The organism is Paenibacillus sp. FSL R5-0749, from assembly GCF_038595085.1.
GTDB lineage: Bacteria > Bacillota > Bacilli > Paenibacillales > Paenibacillaceae > Paenibacillus.
In genome coordinates this window covers 6533828-6552369 of sequence record NZ_CP152005.1, presented here as the reverse complement: position 1 = coordinate 6552369, position 18542 = coordinate 6533828, and the positions used below count along the sequence as shown (strand labels likewise).

Below are 18542 nucleotides of genomic sequence, written 5' to 3'. Positions count from 1 at the left end.
TTCCTTTTATTATCATTTTTTGTTTAGATTCTGTTTATTGCAGTGCACTACAATAGGCCTTACGTATCAGAGGGATTGAGTTTATATGAAAAAACATGAGACAGGGAGGATCAAGTACATGAATTACAGAAAGCTGATAAGCTGCCTTTTAATTGCGGTTTTGTTATTACAGGTGGTTAGCGTGGGTGGGGTTGCAAGTGCAGAGACTCTCACTCCAGTAGAGCAAATGAATGATATAAAAAATTTAAATAAGGATATTGAAGAGGTTGTTTTATATCTTCAGAGTGTATTGGAAGATGACGGCATAATTGGTGTAGACAGTATCTATAACCAGTTGGATAGTATTCAAAAGAGTGAAATCGCACGAGGCATGATACTCTTGCTACCGAGCGGGATGGATTACAGTAGTTCTGATCAGATTCTGGACGTTTTCCTTCTACTACACGAATTAGTAGTCCTGCCCAGAGAAAAAAATCCGGATCATGTCCAACAAATATTGGATCATCTATACAACACTTCGTATCGAGAAGCCACTAATTTTCTTCCTTTTGATCAAGCCGAACCAATGGTTGAAGCGAGTGCTAAATACAGCTCGTTGAAAGGCGCCGATAAGCAAATTTTTACGAATATTATCATGTTTGAACCTGTTATAGGGCTCAACCCAGATAAGATCCATTACCAGGGTCAGCTTGATGCATTAATAAAAACGCTGTCCGAATACCTTCCAATTAACGCTCCCAATGAAGGTTCGGTCATGAAGGAAACATTAACTGGCATGTATGAACACTACTTCATGACTAGTATGTTCATTGAGTGGAATTCCAGTATTAGCGTTCAGCCCTTTCCAATAAATATGGATAAAATGTCTAATATAGATGACACAGAAAAATCCGAACTGGCTCAGTGGATGATTGATCATAAGCCGCAAAACGGTTATGAAACGGTATCTGAAGTTCAAACTGCGTTTGATGCTTTTTTCGAACCCAATAGTTCAGCCTTGTTGGAGCAATTTAACGATATTAAAGAGAAAAAAGCTCAGGATCCTATTACCGATTTCATCCCAGAAGTAATAGAGCTGCTTAGTAACAAAAATTTCATTGCTACTCCGGATTTTGAATCATTATCTGAAGAAGAACAATCTGAAATTGCAAAGTATATGTTGGAGGAATCAAGTCCGCCAGCATCTAGTAGGTATAAGAGTAAGGAACAAGTCCAATATGTAGTGCAGTTAGCCTTGCAAGCCTTGGAGCTTCCTCACAAAATTGGAGGAACTGACTCCAGAGAAGTCCTTGATGCATTTTTTAATAAACAAGCCGAACGAATACAGCAACAATTCAATGATATAGAAGCAGATCATGAATACTATGAACTTATTCACTATTATCTCGATTCCTCCGAAGTTGAAAGACGTATGGCAGCTTTTAGATATGAGCGTAAACTCACAAAAAATCTCGATATCGCGGAGATACTGAATTATACGCAATCAGCACTGGATGAAACCCCTTTTATTAACAAAGTAGAAACATCAGAAGAAATGTTGAAAAAGTTAATAAATATGTTAGAAATTCAGGGAGATATTGAGAGATATAATTCCGATGAAGACGTGGAGACTCCACTTGGAAAATTCCCGCTGGATGTTAGCAAATTGGATAGTCTCACTTCTGAAGAGCAAGAACAACTGGCAGACTATATGCTTAGCGAGAGACCACTTGGTGGATATGCAAGTTTTGAAGAAATTCAGACTGCATTTAATAAATTTTTCCCTGATGACAACGGAACTGATCCACTGACTGCCTTAAATATTGCAAAAAGCAACTTTGATAGAGATGCTATGCGTGTTGCGATGGAAAACCCGGATCTGGGTATTACTCTGCCGGATGGCTACGGCGCTTTAACCCCGCAGGTTAGAAATTTCATTGCAGGATTCCTGATTCAATATGTAAGTAAAGAGTTCAAAAATAAAGAACAGGTTCAATACATGATTGAACTGGGTGTCCTCGCACAATCGGTTTGGGAGCAAAAGGAATTTGTTACTCTTAAAAACAAGCTGGATGCACTTGCGCAGAAGTTGGCCAATTTGCCGGCATCCTTTAATGATCAACAAAGCGAAGAATATCGTAGTATTGGTCAAGAATACTTGAAACGTACGAACGAAGTAGACAAAAGTGTGTTTGCTTACAGATATTTGTATTCAATAGCCTACGAGAGGTTAGAAGGGAATTACCAAGGGGTTATCGTGGAACCTATGGTTGTGTTAGGGCTTTTGACTACGCCATACCAGTCTATCGACAAGGCTACCAAGGTTGATCGAATGGATCAATGGCTTGATTCAGCTATGAATGATTACATTACAGGTGAAGCATTCTTCAATAAATACAAGTTTGATCGAACAGGTGCCCTTGATTTATCCAAAAGAGCAGAGCTGAGTCCTGAAGACCAAAAGGAATTGGCTGAATGGTTACTCACTGAACAAGAAAGCTACGAGACTGTTGAGAATCTACAGTATGTATTTGATCGGTTCTTTACAGCTCCTAATGTGAAGGGGAATGACATCAATAACACCCTAACGGGCTTGGACGACACGATGGAGATTTCCTTTGACAACAAGTTGCACTGGTTGGATCTGGCTAATATTCAGAAACTTGATCTTAGCGGTAACAAAACGGTATGGGTTCGTTACAAAGCAATCAGCGATGAACTGCCAGGCCGCGCCGTGAAGTTTGTCTTTACACAGAACGGAGATAGCAACACTGATAATGGCTCAACACCTAACCCAGGTGGAAGTAGTGGGGGCGGTTCTACGTCTGCACCGGTAACCTCTACACCTGCACCAACAACGAAACAGGAACAGATCGTGGTTGACGTTAATGGGACGAACGGTACCAACTTGACCAAAACACCGATTACCCGTACAACGGAAACCAACGGCACCATTAAAGATTTGGTGAAAATGACCGAAGCGATTGCGAAGGAATCCGTGGAAAAAGCGAAACAATTGAACATGAACACCGCACGCATTGTCATTCCAGACACCAAAGATGCCGTGTCCGAGACACGGATTGAACTGCCTAAGGCAGCCGTGAAAGAACTGAATGATGGTTCGCTGAAACTCGAAATTTCCACTGAAAATGCAGTGATTTCCGTTCCGACGAGTTCCATCGCCGGATTCGATCAGGACCTGTACTTCCGTGTGGTTCCGCTGAAGAAAGAATCGGAGCGCAAAGAAGTTGAAGAGCGTGCGAAGAAAGAGCAGCTGATTCAACAGGTCGCTCCGAATGCGAATGTACGCGTACTGGCTCGTCCAGTTGAAATTGAAACCAATATGCAGAGCCGCGAAGTAACACTTACGTTGCCACTGCGTGATAGTCTGCCGACTGATCCGGCTGCTCGTCAGCAAGCATTGGACAACCTGGCGATTTACATTGAACACAGTGACGGCACCAAAGAATTGATTCAAGGCAAACTGGTACAACTCGCGGATAACAGCGAAGGCATTGAGTTTACCGTGACAAAATTCAGTGCGTTCACCCTCGTTGTAGTGGATGGACTGAAAGCTTCACAAAGTACACATCAACCGTCTATCCAAGGTTTTGGTGCAGATTTCCGTCCGGATGCATTCGTAACCCGTGCACAGATGGCAGTCATGCTGGCTCGCAATCTTCCAACTGAAGAAGCAGCAACAGGTTCCACTACTAGTGTAAGCTACACGGATGTATCTGCGACACACTGGGCAACAAGTGAGATTCAAAAGGCTCAATCTGCTGGCATCATGGACGGCATGAGCCACACTCAATTCGCACCGGAAGGTTCGATTACCCGTGCACAGATGGCGACCATTGCGTATCGTTGGATGCAGCAACAATCTACTACTACAGTCGTGAACGGTACAGTGGTCTCCTTCACAGATGTACCCGCAGACCTGTGGGCAGCAGATGCGATTGCATACGTGCAATCGGCTGGCCTGATGGTTGGCTACAACGATGGTACTTTCAAACCAGAAAGTAAGCTGACGCGTGCAGAAGCCGTGAAAGTGCTGAATGTATTGTTCAACCGTACACCACTCACTGGTGCAGTTACATCAACGTTCAGCGATGTACCAGCAACACACTGGGCATATGCAGATATTGAAGCTGCTGCTCAAAAGTAATTTCTGTTACAAAAGCATAGAGCCCAGAATGAAGGGGAAAGAGCAGGTTATCGATAAGATAACCTGCTCTTTTTTTGGTATCTATGAGGTTAAGAGAGAGAGCAAACCTTCAGCAGCCCCTCCCATACTTATTGAGTGATGTTAATTATTGAACATGGGTTCTGTTCGGAGCAAATAGTTACCCCTAACTTCAGCAGCCCAATATGCAAAGACCTCTCTCCATTGAACACTGTTAAAGAATTCCTCAACGGATTGATTCTCGGAGTCCCAATCAACAAATATGTTGAGTGGTGTGATGCCCCCAGCCCAGATTCCATTACTGACGTCCGTTCCCGTCTCTCTAACTAATAAGATGGGAATTCCGAATTGAAAAGCCATGGCAGGTTCGATTTGAGAAAAAGTAGAACCTTCCCAGAATGGCGTGCTCGTTGGTGGACCACCCACATTGGATTGAAGAATTTGAACAAAAAATCGTTGGAAGTTGATTGCGAGCAAGCCATAGCTTGAAAAAACCAAGCGTCGGATATTTGTCAGTATATTTTCCGGATATTGTTCACTTACGGGCAATGTGCGTGGGAAGAGTAATGCATCTTCAATTTCTGCAATAAGACGGTTCAGAAATTGTCCTTGCAGGTCATTTACCGTGTTGGTTGTACTCAAGAAAATCGGAATACGAAAAGCGCGATCTACGCATTCATTAATAGCCGAGGATGTGTCCTTTTCATTATGGGTGGGGTTGGGATTCGAGGAGGAAGTCCTTGCGTTACCGCGGACAGGTGGGAGTTCAGATATAATGCTTACGGGAGAAAGTTTTTTCATGGGAATTTGCTGGGTCTTAACCTTATTTTTTGGATTACTCAATGTTCACATCTCCAATACATAAGAATCTGGTTTTTATTTAGTCCCAGTCTATGCATTAGCCCATTTTGTGTTACCGATTACCCCAATATAGTTGGTGATGTAGTCGTTAGTCCGTTGTTTTTGCATTGCTTGTATCAAAAAAACGGCATAGGGCTCGTGCCCATACCGTTTTGGAATGACTTCTTATTCCTATCTTGTCTTTAATCGTCTCTCATTTAATGCGATTACTGCATACTAGTCGTTTTTCCGAGGAGAACTCTAGTAAAACTTACCGTCCCGCAGCTGATCCACGAATCCTTGTAACCAGACGTAATATTGCTCTGCGTGTTGGAGTTTGTGCAGATCACGCAGGGCATCATCTCGATCTTCAGAAGAGGTATGCTCCGAAAGAATCATTGCGGACAGGTCAGGGATAACCTCACGAATGCCTTCTAACATGACATCTACTTCCCGTTGGAGTTTCGATCCAAAAAAATTCTGGAATGTACGATAAAAGTCCGTCTCGGCTACATACTGATCCTGGCGCTCCTTCTTTTCCTCCAGTTTATAGATCATCTGTGACTCCGTAAGTGACCGAACCGCATAGCTCATGTTGCTTTTGCTCATATTCATCGAGGTCTTCATCTCTTCAAGTGTCATCGGTCGATCTTCAAAATACATAATGCCGTATAATTTGCCAAACGTATGATTCACCCCATACAGATCCATCGTATTGGCGATGGCCTCAATGACTCTCTCCCTCAGCGCATGCCGATCAGGTAACGAAGAATGATTCGGTTTCCCGTCAGTTTCTTTTCCCACAATGTCACCTCTGGTTTATGATAACGTTCCCACTAGCTGCCTCATATTTTACATGACTTGCTCCAATTTTAACATAAGCCGGAATTAGAATTTTCAATACGAGTGTACAATCAATTTTGTACAGAAGAAATATAAAGCTGATTATACTCAAAAATTCCCAATCATTAAAGAAAAATTGGACAGTAAGGAGTGGGGGATTTGCGTTTAAAACTATGGAGGGAGTCTGAGGCGGTTCTATTCACGCTACCAGCTCTAATCCCGTTGCTGATCTTCTGGCTGGGACCTCTGGGATATATCGTGTATCTCAGTTTCACCGATTGGGACTTCATGAGCCCGGACAAGTTGTTTATTGGGTTGGACAATTACAGTTATCTGCTGACGAACTCTGAATTCTATCGATCCCTGAAAGTCACCCTTTTATTCGGACTGGGAAGTGTAATTCCAACCATTGTGGGCGGATTGGCGCTTGCGATGCTCATGAATAGCAAGATCAAATCATCCGGCATCTTCCGAACATTACTCTTCTCACCATGGGTTACCCCGACAGTTGCGGTGTCCATTGCGTGGTCCTGGATCTTCGAGCCCGAAGTGGGACTGGCCAATCTCATGCTGGGCTGGGCCGGTGTATCTCCGATTGGCTGGTTGCGTGACGCAGACTGGGCACTGGTTGCCGTCCTGATCGTTACGCTCTGGAAATCGATTGGGTGGGCGATGGTATTTTATCTGGTTGCACTACGCAATCTACCCTCTGATCTGCTCGAAGCAGCTTCAATCGATGGGGCCAACGGTTGGGATAAGTTCAGAAGTATCATGTTACCGCTGATCTCACCAACAACATTCTTTCTCTCCATTATTCTTACCATCCAGTCCCTGCAAGCCTATGACCAGATTAATGTCATGACGCAAGGTGGACCGGCAGGATCAACGAGAACGTTGCTGTACATGTATTACCAGTCAGCATTCGAATCTTTTAATGTGGGTGAAGCTTCGTCCATCGCCGTTGTGATTATTCTGATCTGCGTGTTGCTGTCGGGTGTATCCTTCCTGCTTGGCAGACGTCTGGTGCACTACTAATGACAATGACATTGCCTAACAAAAAGTCTAAACGGATGAAGCGCAAGGAGTTGCAGAACGTGTCACAACCGAATTTTAAAATAAGTAAAATGATCCGCTATCTGCTGTTGGCCGTTATCGCGCTGGGTACAGCTTTTCCCTTCTATTGGATGGTCATTAGCGGATTCAAAACCAATGATGAGATCTGGCAGTTCCCACCGACCTTCTGGCCGGAGACGTTCCTTTGGAGCAACTATGTGGATGCCTGGAATGCGGCACCATTTGCCCGTTACATCCTGAACAGTACCGGGGTAGCCTTAGCCATCTGTCTATTTCAGATCGTCAACTCCAGTATGATGGCGTACGCCCTGACACATATGAAATTCCGTCTCAAAGGTGTACTGACATCCCTGATTCTGGTGGGTTATATGATACCAAGTACAGCCGTGTATCTGCCCAGTTACCTGGTGCTTAGCGAACTTAATCTGCTAGATTCCTACACGGGCTTGATTGTATCCAACTGTGTTAGCGTGTTCTCGATCTTCCTGATCCGGCAAGCGTTCATGCAGGTATCTCACGAATTAGTGGAAGCTGGACAGCTCGACGGTGCATCCCACTTCCGGATTCTCTGGACAATTATCACGCCGCTTGTTCGCTCAAGCTTCGCCGTGATGGTACTGATTACGTTTATTGAACAGTACAACAACTATTTCTGGCCTATGCTCATCACCAAAGACCCTGACTTGCAACTGGTATCGGCGGGTCTGCGCAGTTTCTTTGTAGAAGGCGGGGCATACGGACTTGCTTGGCCACAGATTATGGCTGCGAGTGCCTTCACGATTGCACCCCTAATTATTCTCTTCCTGTTCACCCAGAAGACCATCATGCAGAGCGTGAATATCACGGCAGGTGTGAACAAGAACTGATATTAACTACTTACTATATAAATTGAAATAAACATTTACACAAAACGGAGAGGACAGAAATAATCTGAAGAAGCGAAGCGCTCGCCTAAAAGCTTTCTGCAAGAAAGCTACATCGGAAGCATACGCTTATCCCCGGATTTTACCTTTATAAAAAGGAATCAAAAAAATCTGGGGATAACAGCGATCGGAGGGTTGTTCTGTCATTGGAGTGGCTAGTGTAAATATTCTTTAGTTCAATTTATGCAAACTACCATTTCACCTAAAACGGGAGGAACGACAATGAACTGGAGTCAAGCAAGCATGACATGGAAAAAGAGATTGAGGTTGAACTGGAAGGGTGGCATGTCGCTGGTACTCGCGACCAGCTTTGCTCTACTGACCGCTTGTGGAACACAAGCACCCGCAGAATCGGGCACGACGGCTGCTGCCAGTGGAACCGAAGTTCAGGCCAAAGATCCGGTTGAGATCGAGTTCTGGTATGGTCTGGGTGGTAATCTGGGCGATAACATGAAAAAGACGATTGATGCGTTCAACGCCTCACAGAACGAAGTCGTTGTGAAGGGAATTGTACAGGCAGATTACACGGAGACGGAACAGAAGCTGCAAGCAGCGATTGCTTCCAAGAATGTTCCCGCCGCGGTACTTAGCTCCAATATAGACTGGGCACGTAAAGGATATTATGCGCCCATGGATGAGATGATTGCTGCTGATCCGAATTTTAGGAAAGACGACTTCATTCAGACATTCCTGAACCAGGGACAGGTGGATGGTAAGCAATACTTTTTACCAATGTACGGTACAACCCAGATCATGTATTACCGTATGGATACGTTCAAGGAGAATGGGATCGACCCAGCAAGTTTGACGACATGGGAGAAGCTGGCTGAAGCAGCTGCGAAGATGAGCAAGCAAGAGAATGGCAAGACCACCTTCTACGGCTGGGAACCGATGTGGGGTAGCGACAATATGATTGATGCCGTGCTGGGTAAGGGCGGACAGATTATTAGCGACGATGGCAAAACCGTCATGATTGACTCCCCGGAATGGATCGAGACATGGGACCTGTTCCGTAAATGGATCAACGAAGACAGGATTATGGGCATTCATTATGGTGGCCAGGGCTGGGAGTATTGGTACAAAACGATTGATGATGTGATGAAAAATAAAGCAGCAGGTTACACCGGATCCAGTGGGGACCAAGGTGACTTGGACTTCAGCGTAGTCGCTGCAATGCAACAACCAGGCTGGGAAGGTATGGGTGAAGGAAAACCGGTAGCAAGTGCCATATCAGCAGGTATTCCGTCAGCGGCAAGTCCAGAGCAACAACAGGCAGCCTACAAATGGCTTACGTATTTCTCCGAAACTTCGAACACAGCTTCATGGTCCATGAACACCGGATATATTGCAGTGCGTCAATCGGCACAACAAGATCCAGAATTCATGAAGTTCAGTGAGGAGAATCCACAGATCACTGTACCATTGCAACAGGCAGCTCACGCCTCGGCTCCATTCCAGGATCCAACAGGTGGCAAAATCAATGATGCATTAAAAGATGCAGCTGATCAGGTGCAGATCAATAATATGCCAGCCGAACAAGCGCTGAAGGAAGCGAAGGAAAAAGCACAGAAAGAGCTGGATCGTGTAACGAAATAATGATATCGATGAACGTTTTCCGTGTGCTTCGGTGGAGCAACAGTTCGAATAACAAGCAAACGTATTGCTATAAGTAACTCATGCGAAAAGGGCGGTACATGCTGTACCGTCCTTTCCGTTCATACAAGATCGCAGACAAGGAGTTTAACTGATGCAAGATGAAACGTATGTGGAAGGATTAACAATTCCGATTGAAGCCGTATTGTTCGACAAGGACGGAACATTACTTGATTTTACGCGCATGTGGGGGTTCTGGACCGATTGTGTGTTGGGTGGCTTCAAAGATCAGCTAGCTACCCGGGGACTGCGTATCAATACAGAGGAACTTCCACAGATCTGGGGTACATTCCACGATGACCAAGGCCGAATGACTGGCTATGACGTGCGCGGGCCGCTTGCGATGGGAACCATGGATGAGGTGTACGCTGTGTTAACATGGCACGGATATCGTGCGGGTCTCAGCTGGGCGGAAGCCAAGATGATGGTTCGGGAGTGTTTGGCGCAAGCAGAGGAAGAGATGGAGAAGCATCGCCCGGCACGTCCATTACCAGGAGTTCGAGAATTCCTTGAACAGTGCCGTAGCGAAGGCGTGGTTATGGGTGTCGTGACGGCGGATGATACACCTAGTGCAGTCAAGCACTTGCAGTGGATGGGGCTGGAATCCTTTTTTGACGTAGTGATTGGTACCGATCTGGTGGAGCGGGGGAAACCTTTTCCCGATATGCTTCTACTTGCTTGTGAACGGTTGGGTGTATCGGTACAGCATACGGTGGTCATTGGAGATACGGACGGAGATATGGAGATGGCACGAAGCGCTGGTGCAGGATACAGGATTGGGATTGGAGAAACGGGAAGAATCCGCTTGGCGGACAGAACGATTCAATCATTCCATGAATTGCTGAATGGCGGGCTGAATCGATGACGAACAGTCACGGCTACTTGGGCTGGGTACTGTTGGCGCTGGCCATTGGTCTGGAGCTGAGCGCTACCATTTTGCTAAAAGTATCGGATGGATTCTCGCGGTTCTGGCCTTCGGTGTTGATGTTTGTCTGTTATGGCGCAAGTTTTACCTTTCTCAATTTTGCAGTGAAGTATATGCCGCTGGCTGTGGCCTATGCGATCTGGTCTGGCGTGGGCATTACGCTTATTGGCGTTGTAGGGCATTACTTTTTTGGTGAACGTCTGCGGCTCACATCGATGGTATGGATCGGTTTTATTCTGATTGGCATTATTGGACTGAAATGGAGTGATTCTTGATGAAAAATGAACTTACACCGGAGCAACCTATCGCCAGCTTCCAGGTCATTACGGACACACATGTGCGAGATGAGGCAGACCATATCCATAACCGGCATCTGGACCAAGCATTAGCCGACATAGCTACATTCAGTCAGGGGAGCAGCGGGATTATGCATGTGGGTGATGTGACGGATCGGGGGCTGCCGAGCGAATATCGTGAGTTGCAGCGCATATGGAAGCAACATGCGGAGAGCTTGCCGGACATCCGGTACACGGTAGGTAATCATGATATTGGAGCCGTGATATGGCAAGATCCGCCGATCGTTTTGCTTGAGATGAATGAGGACGAAGTAGCCGAGCTGTTGGAGCAAGAAGCAGATATGGAACGGATCACAACACAAACTGCTGCTGAATCAGCTGCACTGATTGAGCAACTATCCGGCGGGACTTATACGTTGTCTGCTGCACCTTCGGGGCAGGAGGGTCAGGATGGGCGACCGATCTCTTCAGGAGGTGATCTCATTACGGTTGCAGGGTTATGGCAGCGTCGATGGAGTGATTTTGAAGGGACAACCGGCATGAAGGGCTCTTACCACGATCACTGGATTGATGGGTATCATTATATATTCCTGGGCACTGAGCAACCTCACCCGAAGGATTGCGATATGTCAGTTGAACAGTTGGAGTGGCTGGATGCAAAATTGTCTGAACATGCAATACCAGATCATCCCATCTTCCTGTTTTTGCATCAGCCGCTGATGGATACGGTAGCAGGATCAATGAAAGAGCAAGGCTGGTATGGTGTGAATCAGGATGCGGAACTTAAAGCGGTTCTGGCTAAATACCCGCAAGCAATTCTCTTCTCAGGACATACCCATTGGCAGTTGGAGGCGCAGCATACGATGTACGATGGTGCGGGCCGTATGCCAACCATGTTTAACGCTTCGTCTGTAGGTTATCTCTGGACGGATGAGGATGAGCATCTGGAGGGCAGTGAAGGACTTCATGTGGAGATTTATAAGGATCGAGTTGTTGTGAAGGGACGGGATTTTGTCGCGGGCGAATGGATCGAGGGTGCTGAGTTTACGGTTCTTTATCCACGAGAAGGGTAGTTAATTGGGTTGGGGGATCAAAGGGGAGGGTCACTCCCCTAAAGTTCCACGTGAAACGTAGTAGGAATGTATAGAGTTGGGTAAAGTTGTAAATGGGTGGGTGTACAAACTATACTCAAATAAGTACACATAACGTATTCAGCAATAGTCCAACCTATTCACGGAGAGGAAGTAGAAGCGGCATGAGAGAACTTCAGGTTCAAACGAAATATGGTACAGTTCAAGGCGAGCTTTTGCACGGAGCAAGTGTATGGAAGGGCATCCCTTATGCGAAACCCCCGGTAGGTGAGTTACGGTTCAAGGCTCCGGTACAACCCGAGTCATGGGATGGAATCAGACAGGCTACGCAATTTGGGCCTGAGAATATACAACCTCGGAATCATCAACCTGAAGGCCTGACAGAACTACCGAATGAGTCAGAAGATAGTTTATATCTGAATATATGGGCTCCTGGGGAAAAGGCAGAACTACCATTGCCGGTAATGGTCTGGATTCACGGCGGTTCCTTCGTATCCGGTTCGGGCAGTCAACCCATGTATGATGGTACACAGTTAGCGGTACGGGGCGACGTCATCGTTGTCACGATCAATTACCGACTGGGACCTTTGGGTTTCCTCCATATGGCTCCATTCGGTGATTCATATGTATCCAATGCAGGTCTGCTGGATCAGGTGGCGGCATTACAGTGGGTGAAGGATAATATCTCTGCTTTTGGTGGTAACCCGGATCAAGTAACGGTGTTCGGCGAATCGGCAGGCAGCATGAGTATTGCGGCACTGATGGCGATGCCATCGGCCAAAGGACTATTCCAACGTGCCATTATGGAGAGTGGTGCTTCCCAGTTCATGCCGGCAGAGCAAGCCTCAGCGTTGAGGGAAGGCATGCTGAAGATTCTTGGCGTGGACCCGGATCATCTGCAGAAGCTAAGTACAATCCCTGTAGAGCAGATTATTGCAGCCGGTGAAAAGGTCAAACAGCAGAGTGGGGCAGGTCTGGCCTTATTGTTCCAACCTGTTTTGGACGGGGAGACTCTTCCGCAAGTGCCACTACAGGCGGTGAGCGAAGGCTCGGCACAGGACATTCCTGTGCTGATTGGTACGACATTGCACGAGGGTGCACTGTTCATCCAGCCGCATGTGCCGTATTCAAAAGAGATCGATATGGTGCAGGGCGTAGACTTTATGACGCCAGATCTGGAGAACCGGGCAGCCATCGCGGACAGTTATCCCAAAACAGCTGATGGACAAGCTCAGGTCATGACCGATATGTTCTTCTGGCATTCAGCGCTACAGTATGCTGGTGCACAGCAGAAGTATGCCCCGGTGTGGATGTATCGATTTGATTGGGTCATGCCGGAACATCCCTTGTTAAAAAGAGCGATTCACAGCATAGAAATGTTCTTTGTGTTTAATACACTGCATGTCCTCAAATTCATGAATGCGGAGCCGGATGAAGCTGCGGCGGCACTTGCCCTCAAGGTACAGGATGCCTGGATTTCCTTTTCCAAGAACGGCAAACCTGAAGTTGCTGGTGTAAGCTGGCCTGAATACGAGCAGGATCGTGCGACACTAATCTTTAACCATGAGATTGAAGTTGTGCATGATCCGGATGCAGCCAAGCGAGAACTTTTGGGGTTATAATCCAGGCGGGTTATTGAGTATGCATTACCCTGAATAATTCCAAAGAGTACATGCCAAAGAGGACGTTCATTCTCAGAATGAACGTCCTCTTTTATTAATTAATTCGGCTGAAGAAGCAGAACGTGAGAAGAGATTCAAGGAAAATCATGCATGGTTATATTCCAAACATTATTTACGAGAGGCCTGCGTGTTGGACACCTCATCGAAGTAGAAGGAACGTTTCCCACGGGAGAAGAGCACGATCAAGACATGAACAAAGAGCACCGCGTAGACCAACATATAGACACCGACTGTTCCGAGGGAAAGCCATATTTGATAAGGCCGGAGCATGACATCCTCATTACTGGTGAAGGCATAATCATTGACCCAGCGGATGATTGTAATCACGAACCAAGGCGTGTAAAGTGCGAGTAGTCTTTTAAATAATGATTCCATGGTCGGTGAACCACTCTGGCGATTCACATAACGGAAGCGCAGAATAGCTGAGCCTGGTGTTATTCCGTTTCGTACCCATGGAATGAAGAACAGCACAATGACCATTGCAATGGATGTATTCAATGCTCCTTGAATTACATCGGACGGGGTGAAGATGGACAACACATTGCTAATCAGCACGACTACCGCACCATCGATAAGCAATGCAAGCAGTTGTGGTACGGGATACACGCGATTTTGCTCCACAATTTGTTCGCTCTTCGCCTGAATGCTTGCACGGGATGGGAATAAAGCAAGCAGGATGGGCGCTGTGAAGAATCCAATGACCGTTCCTGAAGTATTCAATAACAGATCATCTACATCGAAGAGACGGTAAGGGCAATTATAATACCCGTAGAATCCGGTGATCTGGGTGATCTCGAAAAATAAGGAAAGCCCGAAGCCACCAAGCAGGGCATATGTCCAGAACGATCTCTTTTGAAAAAAATAACGGATATATACACCCAGCGGCATAAGGAGCAGGACGTTAAATAGAACTTGCAAAAAGGCTCTGCCCTGAATCATACCCATATAGCTGGATGGCTGAGACCATACAATGGGTGTTTCTTTCATGATGTCTTTGACAAAAGTGAATGGAACCAAATTGTAGTAGATCGTGTCAGCGGCTTGCTGCGCACAGGTATCTCGCGTAGTGGGGAACGGGAGAATAACGAGGCAATAGGCGGCCAGGATATAAAAGATAAAGGAAAAGCTGATGCCAAACCGCGACCAGCTGAAGAAGCCGTCTTTGCGATAACCATAGATCAGCCACGGCACCAGTAAGAACATGGCCGCAACAACAAAGATAAAAAAAGCCGTTTGCACCGGAAAAACATAGGGAGACATGAGTAGGCACTCCTTTAGTATGTGGTATCAAATATAGTAACTCTCATAGAGAAATAGATAGGATTTAAGTATGTGTAGCGAATATCTGATAGTTACATCATAAGTTGTTACCCTTAAAGTGAGGGATGTATGAACCTTAAATTTGGTTTAAATTCATTCATGCAGTGATCAACCATATGGAACATACCGCCGAAATCCCGTATACTTGCTGGATAGCCAATCGTAGAATGGAGAGTAATACATATGTCTAATTTGCCTAACTGCCCGAAATGTAATTCGGAGTACACGTACGAGGATGGTAACCTGCTGGTATGCCCGGAGTGTGCACATGAATGGTCTTTGGAAGCAGACAATGAGAACGCAGAAGATGCGAAAGTAATCCGTGATGCCAACGGAAATGTGCTGAATGATGGTGATACTGTTACGGTCATTAAAGATCTGAAGGTTAAAGGTAGCTCGCTTGTAGTCAAGCAGGGCACGAAGGTGAAGAATATCCGCCTGATTGATGGGGACCATGATATTGATTGCAAGATCGACAGCTTCGGTGCGATGAAGTTGAAGTCCGAGTTTGTGAAGAAAATATAAGATTGGAAAACGTTCAGTTCTGCATACATTGGGAGTTGAACGTTTTTTGGTTGACAGGAAATATTTAGCAGATATATACTGGTTGGAATTTAATTTTTGAATATGGTTGAGTGCTCTACATATAAAAAAAGGCAGGTGTCAGAGCGATGAAGAGAGATCACATTATTGAATATTATTCGAGGTTTGATGAGTGGGGAAGACTGGAGCGGGAACCGATTGAGTTCATCATTAACATGCATTACATCAAGGAGTGTCTCCCCGCTACCGGTCATATTCTGGATAATGGGGCTGGACCGGGAAAATATGCCATGGAACTGGCGAGATTGGGGTACCAGGTCACTTTATCGGATCTGACACCGTCCTCCGTGGATACTGCACGGCAAAAGGCTCAGGAGTTCGGTTTGACACAGCAATTCGATGGATTCCATGTTCTCGATGCCACTTCGCTCTCCGGTATGGCTGAAGAGACGTATGATGCTTCCCTTATGCTGGGGCCGTTATATCATCTGCAGACAGAGGAGGAGCGAACGGCCGCTGTACGGGAGTTGTATCGGGTAACCAAGCGAGGAGGCGTGGTATTTGTAGCGATGCAAAGCCGTATGCGCATGAGTATCAATTCGCTGCAATCCCCGCAGCATTGGAAACCGAATGATAACATGGCAGCAATTCGTTCTTTTGTGGAAAAGGGTATATTCGATCATCAGGATCAAGGACGATTTACGGGGGCATATTATTTTAATATTCAGGACGTTACGCCCTTCATGGAGCAACAAGGATTTGAAACTGTTGATTTCATTGGTTCATCCAGCCTTAGAGCCATGCTTACGGACGAGCAGCAACAACACTGGAAAGAACGTGGCGAGTATGATGAACTTATTCAATATATGATTGAAGCCGCCAAAGACCCTTCCATTTTGGGGATCTCGTCGCATCTGTTGTACATTGGAAGGAGAAAATAAGCATAAAAGTACCCCCTGGAAACAAGGGGTACTTGTGTTTTTTATCAAAATAGTTCAATATTAAGATACATAACAAAAGGTGATCTACTTACAATAGGTTAGATGAACGACGGATCGCTTCATACCAAGGAGGAACAGACAATGGAAATCGGAATTAGTACATTTGTGGAGACGAATCCGGATGTAAAAACAGGAGAGCTAATCAGTCATGCGCAGCGTATTCGCGATGTCGTTGAGGAGATTGTTTTGGCAGATGAGGTGGGTCTGGATGTATACGGCGTGGGAGAACATCATCGTGTTGACTATGCGGCTTCATCCCCAGCTGTCATTCTGGCGGCGGCAGCTTCACAGACCAAGAATATTCGCCTGACGAGTGCCGTAACGGTGCTGTCATCGCATGATCCGGTACGGGTATATCAGGATTTTGCGACACTGGATGGCATTTCGAACGGTCGTGCAGAGATTATGGCAGGGCGGGGATCATTTATCGAATCGTTCCCACTGTTCGGCTATGATTTGAATGATTATGATGAACTATTCGACGAGAAACTGGATTTGCTGCTCAAGCTGCGTGATTCGGAAAAAGTAACCTGGGAAGGCAAACACCGTCCTTCCTTTAACAATCTGGGCATCTACCCGCGCCCGGTACAGGAAAAACTTCCGGTATGGATCGGCAGTGGTGGTAATCAGGAATCGGTTGTTCGTGCAGGACTGCTTGGTTTGCCACTGGTGCTTGCCATTATTGGTGGCCGTCCGGTGCAATTCGCACCACTGGTGGAGCTGTACAAAAAAGCAGCTGCTCACGCGGGACATGATGCTTCCAAGCTGACAGTCGCTTCTCACTCTCACGGCTTCATTGCCGATACAACAGACGAAGCGGTGGAGAAATTCTTCCCGCCAGCTCAAGCGGTCATGAACATGTTGGGCCGTGAACGTGGCTGGGGACATTACAGCCGTGCGACATTTGATGCGGCGCGCAGCCTTGAAGGTGCATTGTATGTAGGTGATGTGGATACGGTAGCTCAGAAGATTATCTATCTGCGCAAAGAAGTCGGAATTACCCGCTTCATGTTGCACACCCCTCTCGGCACCATGCCGCATAACGAGGTGATGAGAGCGATCGAATTGCTCGGTAAAGAAGTCGCTCCAATTGTGCGCAAGGAAATTGCACGTTGGGAAGCGGAGAACCAGTAAACACAGAGTGAACCAAATAAAGGAGCACGTCCTCGGCGGATTAAGCCATTGGACCTGCTCCTTTTTCATTTATTTGCCGAAACTCTCTATAAAGTACAGATTACATGCTTATTCACTCGCAGATGTACTGACAAGGGAGTGGATAACCATGGACACCGTACGATCATAGAGCGTTTTGGCAGCTTCCTCGCTCTCAATATGGCCTCCCAGGTACAGATGAATAACACCGTGTAAGGGAGCCCAGATCATTCGTACCGCAAGCAAGGGATCTTGCACATGAAGCATTCCCTGTTCAATGGCTACCTCTACCAAGGCAGATACTTGCTTCAGTGCAGTCGCTGTTCCCTGCAAAGTCTCTCCATCGGGTTTGAATTCGGAAAAAGACCCTCCAAACATCAGCTGATAGAAGCTGGATTGTGAAATGCCGAAGTCCCAGTAGACGTGGGCCAGATCCCGGAAATATTGTTCGAACGATTCATGCCGGGGCATAGCTTCAAACCGCTGGGCCATGAGAGAGCAACCCTCTAAATATAAATGCTTGGCTAACCCTTCTTTTTTGCCAAAAAGGTTATATATGATTTTGGTGGAGCACTCCATGCGTTCAGCTACACGGCGTACCGTGACGGCTTCCGGTCCATGCTCTTGCAGTAAAGCAGCAGCAGCATGCACGATATTTTGCCGCAGATTATCCGAGTGCTGGAGTCTGGCTTCCTGAAAAGTTGTTACCGTATGTGCAGATTCCGTGGAACCCGAATTAAGATCCTTCATTGATTTTCATCCTCATAACCGTATTGTTGTTGTTTTTGTATAGAAAAACTTCAGCTTAAATGCGGTCTGTCTTCTATGAAAGTACGTCGATATATTTTTTTCTTATGGTCATTCTACTGTTTTACGTCGGATAACGTCAATTTAATCCGAATCCAGTAAGGAGGCGCACCGCTCAAGATCCAATTTTAACAAATGTATTTGACAGTGTCATGAATTTCGATTACGATGATTCCATTAGAAAACGTTGTTTCCGTATGAAAACAAACGTTTCGATCATGTGCAGA

General features: G+C 46.1%; 15 protein-coding genes. 11 read left to right on the top strand and 4 right to left on the bottom strand.

Annotated features, from left to right (window positions below; translation table 11 throughout):
• Positions 1-118: 118 nt before the first annotated feature.
• Positions 119-4147 carry an S-layer homology domain-containing protein gene (locus MKY85_RS29195; RefSeq protein ID WP_342571431.1) on the top strand — a complete coding sequence of 1343 codons (4029 nt, stop codon included), beginning with the start codon at positions 119-121 and terminating at the stop codon, positions 4145-4147.
• A 141-nt stretch (positions 4148-4288) separates the two neighbouring features.
• On the opposite strand, the gene MKY85_RS29190 is transcribed toward MKY85_RS29195, so the two are convergent.
• Positions 4289-5008, bottom strand: coding sequence for a hypothetical protein (locus MKY85_RS29190; RefSeq protein ID WP_339238749.1), 720 nt, complete (start codon positions 5006-5008; stop codon positions 4289-4291).
• 258 nt (positions 5009-5266) lie between these two features.
• Positions 5267-5809, bottom strand: a complete 543-nt coding sequence (locus tag MKY85_RS29185) for a transcriptional regulator (protein ID WP_339257958.1) — start codon at positions 5807-5809, stop codon at positions 5267-5269.
• 198 nt (positions 5810-6007) lie between these two features.
• Here MKY85_RS29185 and MKY85_RS29180 point away from each other — a divergent pair, with 198 nt between their 5' ends.
• The 7 genes from MKY85_RS29180 (at position 6008) to MKY85_RS29150 (ending at position 13432) form a co-directional block, all read left to right on the top strand.
• Complete coding sequence (locus tag MKY85_RS29180; protein ID WP_342571430.1) at positions 6008-6883, top strand: sugar ABC transporter permease; 876 nt, start codon at positions 6008-6010, stop codon at positions 6881-6883.
• Between the two features lie 89 nt (positions 6884-6972).
• On the top strand, positions 6973-7788 hold the full coding sequence (locus tag MKY85_RS29175; RefSeq protein WP_339261561.1) for a carbohydrate ABC transporter permease: 816 nt from the start codon (positions 6973-6975) through the stop codon (positions 7786-7788).
• Between the two features lie 279 nt (positions 7789-8067).
• Complete coding sequence (locus MKY85_RS29170) at positions 8068-9441, top strand: ABC transporter substrate-binding protein (RefSeq protein ID WP_339238746.1); 1374 nt, start codon at positions 8068-8070, stop codon at positions 9439-9441.
• Positions 9442-9592: 151 nt separating this feature from the next.
• Positions 9593-10363 (top strand): HAD family hydrolase, encoded by a 771-nt coding sequence (locus MKY85_RS29165; protein ID WP_342571429.1) that lies wholly within the window; start codon positions 9593-9595, stop codon positions 10361-10363.
• On the top strand, positions 10360-10698 hold the full coding sequence (locus MKY85_RS29160; protein ID WP_342571428.1) for a multidrug efflux SMR transporter: 339 nt from the start codon (positions 10360-10362) through the stop codon (positions 10696-10698). Before MKY85_RS29165 ends, MKY85_RS29160 begins: the two co-directional genes overlap by 4 nt.
• On the top strand, positions 10698-11792 hold the full coding sequence (locus tag MKY85_RS29155) for a metallophosphoesterase family protein (protein ID WP_342571427.1): 1095 nt from the start codon (positions 10698-10700) through the stop codon (positions 11790-11792). The genes MKY85_RS29160 and MKY85_RS29155 overlap by 1 nt, the downstream gene beginning before the upstream one ends.
• Positions 11793-11974: 182 nt before the next feature.
• Positions 11975-13432: a carboxylesterase/lipase family protein gene (locus tag MKY85_RS29150; RefSeq protein WP_342571426.1), complete on the top strand. Its 1458-nt coding sequence runs from the start codon at positions 11975-11977 to the stop codon at positions 13430-13432.
• A gap of 168 nt (positions 13433-13600) precedes the next feature.
• Here MKY85_RS29150 and MKY85_RS29145 read toward each other — a convergent pair whose 3' ends face one another.
• On the bottom strand, positions 13601-14752 hold the full coding sequence (locus MKY85_RS29145) for a VanZ family protein (protein ID WP_339238740.1): 1152 nt from the start codon (positions 14750-14752) through the stop codon (positions 13601-13603).
• Positions 14753-14995: 243 nt separating this feature from the next.
• On the opposite strand from MKY85_RS29145, the gene MKY85_RS29140 reads away from it, so the two are divergent.
• From MKY85_RS29140 to MKY85_RS29130, 3 genes are all read left to right on the top strand, one after another.
• The gene (locus MKY85_RS29140) at positions 14996-15337 is read left to right on the top strand and encodes a zinc ribbon domain-containing protein YjdM (protein ID WP_339238739.1); all 342 of its coding nucleotides are present in this window, start codon (positions 14996-14998) and stop codon (positions 15335-15337) included.
• A gap of 146 nt (positions 15338-15483) precedes the next feature.
• On the top strand, positions 15484-16296 hold the full coding sequence (locus MKY85_RS29135; RefSeq protein WP_342571425.1) for a methyltransferase domain-containing protein: 813 nt from the start codon (positions 15484-15486) through the stop codon (positions 16294-16296).
• Positions 16297-16437: 141 nt separating this feature from the next.
• The gene (locus MKY85_RS29130; RefSeq protein ID WP_339257950.1) at positions 16438-17490 is read left to right on the top strand and encodes an LLM class flavin-dependent oxidoreductase; all 1053 of its coding nucleotides are present in this window, start codon (positions 16438-16440) and stop codon (positions 17488-17490) included.
• A 108-nt stretch (positions 17491-17598) separates the two neighbouring features.
• Here MKY85_RS29130 and MKY85_RS29125 read toward each other — a convergent pair whose 3' ends face one another.
• Positions 17599-18258 carry a TetR/AcrR family transcriptional regulator gene (locus MKY85_RS29125; protein WP_342571424.1) on the bottom strand — a complete coding sequence of 220 codons (660 nt, stop codon included), beginning with the start codon at positions 18256-18258 and terminating at the stop codon, positions 17599-17601.
• Between the last annotated feature and the right edge of the window lie 284 nt (positions 18259-18542).

What these genes read in the sequence shown, in the direction of transcription:
- MKY85_RS29195 (WP_342571431.1), top strand. Translation starts at nt 119, where the DNA reads ATGAATTACAGAAAGCTGATAAGCTGCCTTTTAATTGCGGTTTTGTTA.
- MKY85_RS29175 (WP_339261561.1), top strand. Translation starts at nt 6,973, where the DNA reads ATGATCCGCTATCTGCTGTTGGCCGTTATCGCGCTGGGTACAGCTTTT.
- MKY85_RS29170 (WP_339238746.1), top strand. Translation starts at nt 8,068, where the DNA reads ATGAACTGGAGTCAAGCAAGCATGACATGGAAAAAGAGATTGAGGTTG.
- MKY85_RS29165 (WP_342571429.1), top strand. Translation starts at nt 9,593, where the DNA reads ATGCAAGATGAAACGTATGTGGAAGGATTAACAATTCCGATTGAAGCC.
- MKY85_RS29160 (WP_342571428.1), top strand. Translation starts at nt 10,360, where the DNA reads ATGACGAACAGTCACGGCTACTTGGGCTGGGTACTGTTGGCGCTGGCC.
- MKY85_RS29155 (WP_342571427.1), top strand. Translation starts at nt 10,698, where the DNA reads ATGAAAAATGAACTTACACCGGAGCAACCTATCGCCAGCTTCCAGGTC.
- MKY85_RS29150 (WP_342571426.1), top strand. Translation starts at nt 11,975, where the DNA reads ATGAGAGAACTTCAGGTTCAAACGAAATATGGTACAGTTCAAGGCGAG.
- MKY85_RS29145 (WP_339238740.1), bottom strand. Translation starts at nt 14,752, where the DNA reads ATGTCTCCCTATGTTTTTCCGGTGCAAACGGCTTTTTTTATCTTTGTT.
- MKY85_RS29140 (WP_339238739.1), top strand. Translation starts at nt 14,996, where the DNA reads ATGTCTAATTTGCCTAACTGCCCGAAATGTAATTCGGAGTACACGTAC.
- MKY85_RS29135 (WP_342571425.1), top strand. Translation starts at nt 15,484, where the DNA reads ATGAAGAGAGATCACATTATTGAATATTATTCGAGGTTTGATGAGTGG.
- MKY85_RS29130 (WP_339257950.1), top strand. Translation starts at nt 16,438, where the DNA reads ATGGAAATCGGAATTAGTACATTTGTGGAGACGAATCCGGATGTAAAA.
- MKY85_RS29125 (WP_342571424.1), bottom strand. Translation starts at nt 18,258, where the DNA reads ATGAAGGATCTTAATTCGGGTTCCACGGAATCTGCACATACGGTAACA.